This is a genomic window from Frankia sp. CeD, assembly GCF_000732115.1.
Classification (GTDB): domain Bacteria; phylum Actinomycetota; class Actinomycetes; order Frankiales; family Frankiaceae; genus Frankia; species Frankia casuarinae.
In genome coordinates, this window is sequence record NZ_JPGU01000014.1 from 84,881 (window position 1) to 97,582 (window position 12,702).

Annotated in this window: 10 protein-coding genes; all 10 read left to right on the forward strand. The window is 72.3% G+C overall.

Going from position 1 to position 12,702, the window contains the following annotated elements; translation table 11 throughout:
* Positions 1-86 precede the first annotated feature (86 nt).
* The 10 genes from tatA to CED_RS10625 all read left to right on the forward strand — a co-directional run bounded on the left by tatA (position 87) and on the right by CED_RS10625 (position 12,625).
* A complete protein-coding gene (gene tatA / locus CED_RS10580) occupies positions 87-410 on the forward strand; it encodes a Sec-independent protein translocase subunit TatA (protein WP_011437004.1) in 324 nt (107 codons plus the stop codon).
* Positions 411-486: 76 nt separating this feature from the next.
* Positions 487-1,563, forward strand: coding sequence for a twin-arginine translocase subunit TatC (gene tatC, locus CED_RS10585; RefSeq protein WP_035910230.1), 1,077 nt, complete (start codon positions 487-489; stop codon positions 1,561-1,563).
* Between the two features lie 82 nt (positions 1,564-1,645).
* Positions 1,646-4,690 carry an RNA helicase gene (locus CED_RS10590; protein ID WP_035910231.1) on the forward strand — a complete coding sequence of 1,015 codons (3,045 nt, stop codon included), beginning with the start codon at positions 1,646-1,648 and terminating at the stop codon, positions 4,688-4,690.
* 3 nt (positions 4,691-4,693) lie between these two features.
* A complete protein-coding gene (locus CED_RS10595; RefSeq protein WP_035910234.1) occupies positions 4,694-5,770 on the forward strand; it encodes a cobalamin biosynthesis protein in 1,077 nt (358 codons plus the stop codon).
* Positions 5,767-7,347, forward strand: a complete 1,581-nt coding sequence (locus CED_RS10600; protein WP_035910237.1) for a cobyric acid synthase — start codon at positions 5,767-5,769, stop codon at positions 7,345-7,347. The genes CED_RS10595 and CED_RS10600 overlap by 4 nt, the downstream gene beginning before the upstream one ends.
* A 123-nt stretch (positions 7,348-7,470) precedes the next feature.
* Positions 7,471-8,415: an ABC transporter ATP-binding protein gene (locus tag CED_RS10605; protein WP_049761086.1), complete on the forward strand. Its 945-nt coding sequence runs from the start codon at positions 7,471-7,473 to the stop codon at positions 8,413-8,415.
* Positions 8,412-9,650 carry an ABC transporter permease gene (locus CED_RS10610; protein ID WP_051868756.1) on the forward strand — a complete coding sequence of 413 codons (1,239 nt, stop codon included), beginning with the start codon at positions 8,412-8,414 and terminating at the stop codon, positions 9,648-9,650. Before CED_RS10605 ends, CED_RS10610 begins: the two co-directional genes overlap by 4 nt.
* Before the next feature lie 132 nt (positions 9,651-9,782).
* Positions 9,783-10,724 (forward strand): ribose-phosphate pyrophosphokinase, encoded by a 942-nt coding sequence (locus CED_RS10615; protein ID WP_035910239.1) that lies wholly within the window; start codon positions 9,783-9,785, stop codon positions 10,722-10,724.
* Between the two features lie 267 nt (positions 10,725-10,991).
* Complete coding sequence (locus tag CED_RS10620) at positions 10,992-11,447, forward strand: helix-turn-helix transcriptional regulator (RefSeq protein ID WP_011436996.1); 456 nt, start codon at positions 10,992-10,994, stop codon at positions 11,445-11,447.
* A complete protein-coding gene (locus tag CED_RS10625; protein ID WP_035910242.1) occupies positions 11,444-12,625 on the forward strand; it encodes a cation diffusion facilitator family transporter in 1,182 nt (393 codons plus the stop codon). The genes CED_RS10620 and CED_RS10625 overlap by 4 nt, the downstream gene beginning before the upstream one ends.
* Positions 12,626-12,702 lie beyond the last annotated feature (77 nt).

Here is a 12,702-nt window from a genome sequence, read left to right on the forward strand (position 1 = left end):
ATCCCCTCCTAGGCTGGCGGACGTAGCATCGATCGCACCGGTCGTCGGACCGGGCCCGGTACCGCGCTCATCGGAGGACGCCGACCATGCCAAACCTGGGCACCACCGAAATCATCATCATCGCCCTCGTCGTTCTGGTGCTATTCGGGTCGAAGAAGCTTCCCGACGCCGCGCGTTCCTTCGGTCGTTCGCTGCGCATCTTCAAGGCCGAGACGAAGGGCCTGCGCGAGGATGACCAGCCCGCGCCCGCGGCGCAGCCGGCCCCGTTGCCGATCGAGGCCCAGCCGCCGGTGGCCCAGCCGCAGGCCGTCGCGCCCGGTCAGGCCGTCGCGCCCGGTCAGGTCTCCGCCTCGTCCGTGAACGCCACCGCGTCCGTGAACGGCACCGCGTCGGCCGCCGACCGGGGCTGACCTCACGGCGGTCCCACGGCCTGTCGGGCGTCCGCCGGCGCCCCTTCCTCCTTCCTCTCGACCAGGAGCCGCCGACGTGCCAGGGTTGCCCACGCCGCGAAGGCTCGTCGCCTCGGTGAACTACCGCCGCACGCGCACTGTCGAGGACAGTCGCATGCCGCTCACCGAGCATCTGCGTGAGCTGCGCAACCGCGTCGCCATCGCGCTCCTCGCGTTCGCGATCGCCGGTGTCGTCTGTTTCATCTTCGAGCCGCGCATCTTCGACTGGCTCAAGGCGCCGTACTGCGACCTGCCGGCGAGCAAGCGGTTCAGCCCGGACGGCCTGGCGGCGAACGACTGCACCCTGTACTTCTTCGGCATCCTCGACGCGTTCACTATCCGCCTGAAGATCTCCATGATCGCCGCGGTGGTGGTCTCCTCGCCGGTGTGGCTGTACCAACTCTGGTCCTTCATCACCCCTGGTCTGCACCGTCATGAGCGGCGCTGGTCGTTGACCTTCGTCGGTGTCTCCCTCGTCCTGTTCGCCACCGGTGCGGTCTTCGCCTACCTGACGTTGTCGACCGGGCTGGGCCTGCTGCTCGGCTTCGGCGGCAACGGGCTGGTCAGCGTCCTGGACGGCAACCGGTACCTCAGCTACGTCCAGGCGATGCTGCTGATCTTCGGACTGTCGTTCGAGGTTCCGCTGCTCGTCATGATGCTGAATCTGGCCGGGATCGTCAGCACCGCCAAGCTGCGCTCCTGGCGGCGGCCCGAGATCTTCCTGGTGTTCGTGTTCGCCGCGGTCGTCACCCCCAGCCAGGACCCGTTCACCATGCTCGCGCTGGGCCTGCCCATGGTGCTCCTCTACGAGGTCGCGCTGATCATCGGCTGGCTGAACGACCGGCGGGTGGCCCGCCGCGGGGACACCTCCCCGTATGCCGACCTGGACGACGACGAGACCTCCCCGCTGGACTTCGACGACGCCCCGCCCCGCCCGGCGGCCTCCGCGGGCCCCGCGGCGACGGCCACGTCGCCCGGCACGGCGAACCCGCCCGGCACGGCGAACCCGGTCGGCACGGCGAACCCGGTCGGCACCGGGTCGTCAACACCCGTCGGCGCGGGGACGGCCCCCGTCTCCCCAAGCACCGACGTCACCCACGGCGACATCACCTGACGCTCGTAGGTTCTTCCCCGGCCGGTCGGGACCGGCATAAACCGGTCGGCTGCCGGCCGTCGCGTCCCGTAGGGTGGCTGATGTGTCCTCCACGCCCGAGATTCTTGTGGAGTTCGCCGCTGGCCTCCCCTTCGGACTCGACCCGTTCCAGTTCGAGGCGGTCGCGGCGCTGGCTGCCGGTGAAGGGGTGCTCGTCGCGGCCCCGACGGGAGCGGGTAAGACGGTTGTCGGCGAGTTCGCCGCCCATCTCGCCCTGCGCACCGGGACGCGTTGCTTCTACACGACGCCGATCAAGGCGCTGTCGAACCAGAAGTACGCCGATCTCGTCTCCCGCTACGGCGCCGTCTCGGTCGGCCTGCTGACCGGGGACACCTCCCGCAACGGCGACGCCCCGATCGTGGTGATGACCACCGAGGTCCTGCGCAACATGCTCTACGCCGGCCCGGTCGACAACGGCCGGCTGGACGACCTCGGCTATGTCGTCATGGACGAGGTGCACTACCTCGCCGACCGCCAGCGCGGCGCCGTGTGGGAGGAGGTCATCATCCATCTGCCGGCGCAGGTCCGGCTGGTCTCCCTGTCCGCGACGGTGAGCAACGCCGAGGAGTTCGCCGAGTGGCTGGTCACGGTGCGCGGCCATACCCGGGTCATCGTCAGCGATCACCGTCCCGTTCCGCTGTGGCAGCATGTGCTCGCTGACCGCACCCTGTACGACCTGTTCCTCGAGGACACTGCCGGCACCCCGCCGCCGGGCGGACCCGAGGCACTTCGTGCCACCCTGGACGGTGATCTCGTCCGGTCGAGGTGGAACGTCGGGGTCGAAGCCGGATTCGAGGTAGCCGGCACCCGGCGCGCCACCATCGGCGACCGGGACCGCGGCGGCGACCGGGACCGCGGACGGGGGCGGGGCGGCAACCGCAACGGCGAACGGGGCCGGGCCACCCAGGGTGGTCGCGGTGGCGACCGTGGCCGCAATGGGGGTGCCGGCCAGGCGCCCGTGGCAGCCATCCCCGCGGCCCGTGGTGGTCCGACGGCGGTCGGTGGACGAGTGGTGAACCCGGACCTGCTGCGGCTGGCCCGCGAGGAGAGCCGGGCGCTGTCGGGGGGCTCTCCCGCGGTCGGCCGCGGTCGGCCGGCGCCCGGCGCGCGCCGGCGGACGTGGGTGCCGGGCCGGCCGGAGGTCGTCGAACGGCTCGACCGCGACGGCCTGCTCCCGGCGATCGTCTTCGTGTTCAGCCGGGCCGGCTGCGATGCGGCGGTCACCTCCTGCGTGCGTGCGGGTCTGCGGCTCGTCGGCCCCGCGGAGCAGCAGCGGATCCGGACCCTGGTCCGGGAACGCACCGCCGGGATCCCCGAGACCGACCTCGCCGTGCTCGGCTACTGGGCGTGGCTGGAGGGGCTGGAACGCGGCATCGCATCCCACCACGCCGGCATGCTGCCAACCTTCAAGGAGATCGTCGAGGAGCTGTTCGTCCAGGGGCTGGTCCGGGTGGTCTTCGCCACGGAGACCCTGGCGCTCGGCATCAACATGCCCGCCCGTACCGTCGTGCTGGAGCGGCTGACGAAGTTCAACGGCGAGAGCCGCGTGGACATCACCCCGGGGGAGTACACCCAGCTGACGGGCCGCGCCGGGCGGCGCGGCATCGACGTGGAGGGCCACGCGGTCGTCCTGTGGCAGCCGGGGCTGGATCCGCTCGCGCTCGCGGGGCTGGCCTCCACGCGGACCTATCCGCTGCGCTCGTCGTTCCGGCCGTCGTACAACATGGCCGTCAACCTGGTCGGCAGGCTCGGGCGGGAGCGGGCACGCACCGTGCTGGAGTCGTCGTTCGCGCAGTTCCAGGCCGACCGGGCCGTGGTGGGCCTGGCCCGGGCGGTGCAGCGCAACACCGAGGCGATCGACGCGAAGCGTGAGGCGTTGAGCTGCGACAAGGGTGACATCGGCGAGTACGACCGGTTGCGCCGGGAGATCGCTGAGCGGGAGGCCGCGCTGTCGCGGGAGGGTTCGGCGCGCCGGCGGGCCGAATCCGCGGCGGCGCTCGCCCGGCTGCGGACCGGGGACATCGTGCGGGTGCCCGCCGGGCGGCGCAGCGGGCTCGCTGTCGTGCTCGACGCCGACGCCGCCGCGAATGCCGCCGACGGCCCGCGGCCGGTGGTGCTCACCGCGGACAGGCAGGTTCGCAGGCTGTCCCTGACCGACTTCCCGATCGCCGTCGAACCGCTCGGCCGGGTCCGGGTGCCGCGGTCGTTCAACCCGCGCTCGCCGCAGTCACGCCGGGATCTGGCCTCCTCCCTGCGCGCCGCCGACGTCAACCCCGATGCCCCTCCGGGCCGGCGGGCCAGGGTCCGTTCGGCCGCGGCGGACGACGCCGAGCTCGCCCGGCTGCGCCGGGCCCTGCGCGCCCATCCGGTGCACGACTGTCCGCGCCGCGAGGAGCACCTGCGCTCCGCCGAGCAGGTCAACCGGCTGGTCAAGGAGACCGCCGCGATCTCACGGAAGGTGGAGGGCCGGACGAACACGGTCGCGAAGACGTTCGACCGGGTCCGCGCCGCGCTCGAGGACCTCGGCTACCTGGACGGGGACCGCGTCACCGCCGCCGGGCGGGTGCTCGCGCGCATCTACTCGGAGCAGGACCTGCTCGTCGCCGAATGCCTGCGCGCCGGCATCTGGGACGATCTCNCCCCGCCGGCGCTGGCCGCCGCCGTGTCCACGCTGGTGTTCGAGCCGCGCGGTGACGACGCCGGCGTCCCGGCGCTGCCGGGCGGCGCGGCGCTACGCGACTGCCTCGCCGAGATGGTCCGGCTGTCGGAGCGGCTCGCCGAGGCCGAGCAGGCCCACCGGCTCGCGTTCCTGCGCCCGCCCGAGCTCGGATTCGTCGCCGTCGCGCACGACTGGGCCGCGGGCCGCACGTTGGAACGGGTGCTGACCGACAGTTCCGTGGAACTGACCGCCGGCGATTTCGTCCGGTGGATGCGCCAGCTCATCGACATCCTTGACCAGATCGCGCAGGTCGCTCCGATGGTGCAGGCGGACCCGGGAACGCCGGACGGCGCGCGGGTGCGCCGGACCGCCCGGGCGGCGATGGACGCCGTCCGTCGCGGGGTCGTCGCGTACGCGATGAGCGTCTGAGCCGTGGTCCCTTCCCGTGCCGTGGTCCCTTCCCGTGCCGTGCGCGCGTTCGGTCTGGTCCTCGGTGCCGTGCTGGACGGGCTGCTCGCCGACCCGGCGCGGCTGCATCCGGTCGCCGGGTTCGGGCGGGCCGCGTCCCGGCTGGAGAACCGGCTCTACCGGGACGGCCGGGCGCCCGGAGCGCTGCACACCGCGGTGCTGCTAGCCGCGGTCGCCGTGCCCGCCGTCGCTGCTGAACGCGCTGCTGAACGCGCTGCTGAACGCGCCGTCGCGCTCACGGCGGTGGTCACGTGGACCGTCCTCGGTGGCGCCTCGCTGCGCCGTCAGGGCCGACGCCTCGGCGAGGAGCTGCGCGCCGACGATCTCGCCGCGGCCCGGGAACGGCTCCCGGCGCTGTGCGGACGCGATCCGGCGTCGCTGGACGCCGCCGGGATCGCCCGCGGCGCGATCGAGTCCATCGCCGAGAACACCTCCGACGCGCTGGTCGCCCCGCTGTGGTGGGGGGCGCTCGCCGGCCTGCCCGGCCTGGTCACCTACCGGGCGATCAACACCCTTGACGCGATGATCGGACACCACAGCCCCCGGTACGAACGCTTCGGCTGGGCGGCGGCGCGCCTCGACGATCTGGCGAACCTACTCCCGGCGCGGATGTGCGCGCTGGTGACCTGCGCGTGCGCCCCGGTCGTCGGCGGTTCGGCGGTCGACGCGTACTGGGTCATGCGCCGGGACGGCCGGTCGCATCCCAGCCCCAACGCCGGGATGGTGGAGGCCGCGTTCGCCGGGGCGCTGGGGCTGCGGCTCGGGGGAGAGCTGCGCTACCCCTACCGCGTCGAGCACCGGCCGGAGCTCGGGTTCGGCCGGCGGCCGCAGGGCGCGGACGTCGCAGCCGCGGCCCGGTTGTCCGCGGCGGTGAGCGTGGTCTGTGTCGCGCTGACGGCGGCGGCGGCTCCGGTGGCGCGGCTGGTCACCTCCGCCCTGACCGCGCGCCTCGGCCTCGGTACCGGATCCGGACGCGCTGGCTCCGGGGGCGCTGGCTCCGGGGGCTCTGGTGGGCCCGGGAGAAGAGAGCGCCGCCGGTGAGCGGGGGACTGCTGGTCGCCGGGACCGCGTCGGATGCCGGCAAGAGCGTGCTGACCGCGGGGATCTGCCGGTGGCTGGCGCGGGAGGGGGTGCGGGTCGCCCCGTTCAAGGCGCAGAACATGGCGTTGAACTNGGCGGTCACCGCCGATGGTGCGGAGATCGGCCGGGCCCAGGCGATGCAGGCGGCGGCGGCCGGTGTCGAACCGGAGGCGGCGATGAACCCGGTGCTGCTCAAACCGGGGGGCCAGCGGCACAGCCAGCTCGTTGTGCTGGGCCGCCCGGTCGCCGAGGTCGACGCGCTCGGCTACCGCCCGTACAAGGAACGGCTGGCCGCGATTGTCCTGGAGTGCCTGGACGACCTGCGCGGCCGGTTCGACGCGGTGATCTGCGAGGGGGCCGGTTCTCCGGCGGAGATCAACCTGCGTTCGACCGACATCGCCAACATGGGCCTGGCGCGCGCCGCGAACCTGCCGGTGATCGTGGTCGGCGACATCGACAAGGGCGGGGTCTTCGCCGCCCTGTTCGGCACGCTGGCCCTGCTCGATGCGGCCGACCAGGCGTTGGTTGCCGGCTGGGTGATCAATCGGNTCCGTGGCGACGCCCGACTGCTCGAACCCGGACTGCGCCAGATCGAACGGCTCACCGGCCGGCCGGTGCACGGCGTCGTCCCCTGGAAGGCGGGGTTGTGGCTGGACGTCGAGGACTCCCTCGACCTCGCTGCCTTCCCCGACGCCGAGCCCTTCCCCGACGCCGAGCCCTGTCCCGACGCCGAGCCCTGTCCCGACGCCGAGCCCTGTCCCGAGGCGCGGCCTGCCTCGCACGGCGGTCGGCGGGAGGTGCTGCGGGTCGCCGTCATCCGGCTGCCCCGGCTGTCGAACGTGACCGACATCGACGCGTTGCGCGTCGAGCCCGGGGTCGCGGTGCGCCTGGCCACCCGACCGGACGAGCTCGCCGACGCCGACCTCGTGATCCTGCCGGGCACCCGTTCCACCGTCGAGGACCTGCGCTGGCTGCGTCGCCGTGGTCTCGCCGCGGCCCTCGCCGAACGCGCCGCCGCGGCCCGTCCGGTGCTGGGTATCTGTGGCGGCTACCAGATCCTCGGCCGTCGCATCCGTGACGACGTCGAATCGGGTGCGGGCGAGGTCGATGGTCTCGGCCTGCTCCCGGTCATCACCACGTTCGACCCGGTGAAGCTGCTCGGTCGGCGCGCGGCCACCGATGCCGCCGGCCGACCGCTGACCGGCTACGAGATCCGGCACGGGCGGCTGACCGTCGAGGAGCATCCGGACAGCGCGCCGTTCGCCGCGGACGGGGTGCGCGTCGGCGCGGTCGCCGGCACGAGCTGGCACGGGGTGCTGGAGAACGACGCGTTCCGCCGCGCCTATCTCGCCGACGTGGCCACGGCCGCGGGGCGTTCGTTCGTCCCGGCGTTCACGTGCTTCGCCGATGCTCGGCAGCGCCGCCTCGACGCCCTCGGTGACCTCGTCGCNGACCATCTCGACACAGGCGCCCTGCGCCGCCTGCTCGCCGAGGGCACACCCGCCGGCCTGCCGTTCGTCCCCCCCGGCGCATCCTGATAATCAACGGTGTTGACATCGTCGCACCACGCAAAATTGATCATGAAAACCACCGCGAATAGCATCTGGGTGGCAGAGGCAGGGGTTGACCGTTACCTGGAACGCCGTGGAAAGCTGGTGCAGGTGGGCGATGGACGGCTCGAAATCGACGGGGTGTCGAAACGGTACGGCGACGTCGTCGCGTTGGAGTCGATGACGTTCGAGGTGCGGGCCGGCGAGCTGTTCGGGTTCGTCGGCAGCAACGGTGCCGGGAAGACGACGACGATGCGTATCGCCCTCGGGGTGCTCGCGGCGGATTCCGGGGTCGTGCGTTATGACGGCGTTCCGCTGACGTTACGCACCCGCCGCCGGATCGGCTACATGCCGGAGGAACGCGGTCTGTATCCGCGGATGCGGGTGGGTGAGCAGCTCGTCTACCTCGCGCAACTGCACGGAATGGGGCTGCCGGCAGCCCGTCGGGCAGTGGCGCGGTGGACCGAGCGGCTGGGGGTGTCCAGCCGCTTGGACGACGAGGTGCAGAAGCTCAGCCTCGGGAACCAGCAGCGGGTGCAGCTGGCCGCCGCGCTCGTGCACGATCCGGTCGTCCTGATACTCGACGAGTCGTTCTCCGGATTGGACCCGGTGGCCGTCGACGTGATGAGCGAGGTGCTGCGGGAGCGTCGCGCCGCCGGGGTTCCGGTGATGTTCTCCAGCCATCAGCTCGATCTCGTCGAGCGGTTGTGCGACCGGGTCGGGATCGTGCGGGCGGGCCGGATGGTCGCCTGCGGTTCGGTTGACGAGTTGCGCGCGGGTGGTGATCTGCAGGTGGTGGTGGACGCGCCGGCGGCGCCGCCGGGCTGGGCCGACGGGATACCGGGGGTCGTCGTGCGTCACCGGGACGGGCCGCGGACGGTGCTGGGCCTCACCGCGGGCGCCGACGACCAGGCGGTACTGCGCGCGGCGCTGGCCACGGGCCCGGTGCGGGAGTTCCGTCGTCGCCGGCCGTCGTTGACCGAGCTGTTCCGTAACGTCGTCGTGCAGGCCGGGCAGCAGCCGGGGAGTGGGGCGTTCCCGGAGAACGCGGCGTGAGCGTGCGGGGGCTGGATGGCGCGGCGCAGGTGTCGGGCCGGGTGATCCGGCTGATCGCCCGGCGGGAGATCGTGACCAGGACCAGGTCGCGGGCCTTCCGGATCACCACGGGGCTGTTCGTNCTCGGGATCGGCGCCATGGTGCTGCTGACGTCCCTGACCGGCGGCTCGTCGGCGAGCCGGATCGCGTTTACCGCGGTCGACTTCCGGCAGGCGGCGACGGTCGAGGCTGCGGCCCGGTCGCTGGGCGAGAACGTCGAGGTCCGTGCGGTGGCGGATCGGGCGGTCGGCGAGCGGGCCGTGCTCGACGGTGACGTCGACGCGTTCGTCCGCGTGGTTGCGACCCCTGGCGCGGCGGGGAACGCCGTCTACCGGGTGGTCGTCAAGAAGGAGCTCGGCGACCGGCTGACGTCGGTGTTGAGCCTCGCCGCCCGGCAGGTCGCGCTCGAGCGCCAGGTCGTGGGGCTCGGTGGTGATCCGGCCGTCGTGGGGCGAGCCGTGTCCGCGGCCACGGTCCAGGTCAGCGCCCTGCGGCCGGCCTCGGAACAGGACGGGGCCCGGTTGCTGCNCGGCCTGCTCTCCGGCGGGCTGATCTACCTGTCTCTGCTGATCTTCGGCCCGGCCGTGGCGCAGGGGGTGATCGAGGAGAAGAGCAGCCGGGTGGTGGAGCTGCTGCTGGCGACCGTGCGTCCGTGGCAGCTGATGGCCGGCAAGGTCATCGGGATCGGCGCCGTGGCTCTCGGTCAGTTGACGCTGATCGGGGTGGTCGGCGTGTCGTTGGGCCTGACCACCGGGCAGCTCGACATTCCGGCCGGGATCGCGATCGGGTCGGTCGCGCTGGCGCTGCTGTGGTATCTGCTCGGGTTTGCCGTGTACGCGCTGCTGTTCGCGGCCGCCGGGGCACTGGTGTCTCGGCAGGAGGACGCCGGCGGGGTCACGGCACCGATGATCTTGCTGATCGTTGTCCCGTACGTGCTGGGCATCTCGGTGCTGCCGGGGTCGCCGGACAGCGGCCTCATCCTGGCGCTGGCGATGATTCCGCTGTTCGCGCCGGTCCTGATGCCGATGGTGATCGGGATCGGCAGCGTGGCGGGGTGGCAGGTGGTGGTCGCGATGGCGCTGACGCTCGCGCTGATCGGGGCACTGGTCTGGCTGGCCGGGAGGGTGTACGGCAATGCGGTGAAGCGTGGCGGGACTCGGGNGTCGATCCGGGAGGCGCTAGGGACCTCGGCATGACTCGGCCTCTGGTCGATACCATCCGGGACGGGCGGGTCCATCGGACGTCGACCGGGGACACCGAGGCCCGGGACACCGAGACCGGGGACACCGAGACCGGGGACACCGAGAACAGGGAACGAGGAGCGGTTCGTGCGAGACATCGCCGTCTTCAGCGGCAGTGCCCATCCGAGTCTCGCCGAGGAGATCTGCACACACCTTGACGTGCCGCTGCATCGGGTGCGGGTGCAGCGTTTTGCCAACGACTGCCTGGAGGTCCAGCTTCCCGCGAACTGCCGGGAACGCGACGTGTTCCTCATCCAGCCGCTGGTCGCACCGGTGCAGGAGAACCTCGTCGAGCTGCTGCTGATGCTGGACGCGGCGCGCGGGGCGTCGGCGGCGCGCACGACGGTCGTGCTGCCGCACTATGCCTATGCCCGCTCGGACAAGAAGGACGCGCCGCGGATCTCGATCGGCGGGCGGCTGGTCGCGGACCTGCTCGTCACCGCGGGNGCGAACCGCGTCCTCGCCATGACCCTGCACTCGCCGCAGGTCCATGGTTTCTTCAGCGTGCCGGTGGATCATCTGCATGCGTTGCGGGAACTTGCCGCGCACTTCCGTCACTACGAGCTGTNGAACACGACGGTGGTCTCCCCGGACCTCGGCAACGCCAAGGAGGCGGCGGCGTTCGCCCGGATGCTCGGGGTGCGGGTGGCGGCGGGGGCCAAGCAGCGTTTCGCCGACGACCGGGTCAGCATCAGCACGGTCATCGGTGACGTGGCTGGCCGGGACGTCATCGTGCTCGACGACGAGATCGCCAAGGGTAGCACCGTGCTCGAGCTGCTTGAGCGGCTGCGTGAGCTGAACGTGCGGTCGGTGCGGGTGGCGTGTACGCACGGGCTGTTTGCGGCGGGTGCGCTTAAGCGCATCGGCGACCAGCCCGAGGTCGCCGAGATCGTGTGCACGAACACGGTGCCAATTCCGGCGGGGGACCGAGTGCCGAAGCTGAAGATTCTCACGGTCGCCCCGGCGCTCGCCGAGGCCATCCGCCGCATCCACAACGGCGAGTCCGTCAGCGCTCTCTTCGACGCCTGACCGTCGCGCCGACTTGGCCCGGGTCTCGGACACAGGGGTCCGCCTGATCGCGCGGCGGCCACGTTATGGGGAGCAGGGCACGGTCCAGGGCCCGCAGACCATCCTCAGGTCCCCCAAATTCGCCGACCGAAGCACACGTACCCGGAGAAGTTCGCGCACTCGGCCCGGGAGGTCGGTGGCGCGACGGATTCCTGTCGCCGTCCGACGGGGCGGTAGCCGGTTCCGTTCAGCGTTGGCTGACGTCAGGACCGGCTGTACCGTTGAAGCATGGTGAAGGTTGCCTCGCATGCCGAGGTGCTCGCCCGATTCGGGCACGCGCTGTCCGACCCGACGCGGGCCAGATTGCTGCTGGTACTGCGGGAGGGCGCGGCCTACCCCTCGGATCTTGCGGAGATCCTCGGGGTGGGGCGCACGAATCTGTCCAATCATCTGGCCTGTCTGCGTGGCTGCGGATTGGTCGTCGCCACGCCGGAGGGTCGCCGGCAGCGCTACGAGCTCGCCGATGACAAGCTCCGCCATGCCCTGGACGATCTTCTCGGCGTCGTCCTGGCCGTCGACACCGACCACATCCACCCGAACGTCACCGCCCCCGTCGCGGCTGCCGCGCCGGGGAGCCTCGGCGGGGCCCGCGGTGGGGTCTTTGGCGAGGCCGGTGGTGCTGATGACGTCGGCTCCGGGGGCGCCGCCGACCGTGCCGCCCTGGCCGGTGCGTGCGACGCATGACCAGCACCGGCACCTTCGGTGACCAGGGCGCCGGCCACGATGATCGTCGTGGCCGGGATCACGGCCACGGCCACGGTCACGGCCACAGCCACGGTCATGGTCATGGTCATGGTCATGGTGTTTCCGAGACGCCCGGGAGTGCCGGCCAACGGCGCCGGCTGCTGCTGGCGACCGCATTGAACATCGCCATCGTGATCGGGCAGGCGGCGGCGGGGCTCGCGGTCGGTTCGGTCGGTCTGCTCGCCGACGCCGGGCACAACCTGACCGACACTGCCGGCGTGGTGCTCGCGCTCGTCGCGGTGGCACTGTCCCGGCGGCCGCCGTCGGCGAGCCGCACCTTCGGCGGGGNGCGTTGGCCGGNGCTTGCCGCGCAGGCCAACGCCGCCGCCGTGCTGGTCGTGACGGCGCTGCTGGCGGTGGAGTCCCTGCGGCGCCTCGGTTCGACCGGTTTCGTGGATGGGGGAGTGGTGGTCGCCGTCGCGTTGGCCGCCGCCGTTGTCAACGGGGTCAGCGCGTGGGTGGTCCACGGCGGCGATGGTGATCTCAACACCCGGGCCGCGGTGCTGCACCTCGCCGGGGACGCCGCGGTATCGTTGGCGGTCGCCGCCGCCGGCGGGGCCATCTGGCTGGTCGGNGGCTGGTACTGGCTGGATCCGCTGGTCTCGCTGGTGATCGCGCTGCTCATCGCCGTCCAGGGGGCGCGGCTGCTGGCGAGTGCCTCACGGGTGCTGCTGGAGGCAACCCCGGCGAGCCTGGACGTCGCGGCGGTGCGTGCCGACATCCTGCGCGACCCTCATGTCCTCGACGTGCATGACCTGCACGTCTGGAGCCTGTCCGACCGACTCCTCGCCGCGTCGGTGCATCTGGAGCTCGGCCATCTCGACAGTGCCCACGGCGACGGGGGCCATCCCAGCCTGGCGCAGGCCCGATCGGTGTCCGATGCGATCAAGGCGATGCTCGCCGCGCGGCACGGCATCACTCACGCGACCATCGAGGCCGAGTGCGAGCCGTGTACCCCGCCGCATGACGACCCGTGCGGTGTCACCCGTGGGCTGGTCCGCCGCGACGGGGACCGGCAGACCGGGCGGCGGCGGCACCCTCGGGAACAGCGGCACCCTCGGGAACAGCGGCACCCTCGGGAACAGCGGGGCCGGTCTTCCCGCGACGTCGTGGTCTAGAGCAGAGCCATCCCCTCGTCGCCGTGCCCGGTCCGCACACGTGCGCACCGGGCACGGCGGGTCCGCTGGCGGCACCC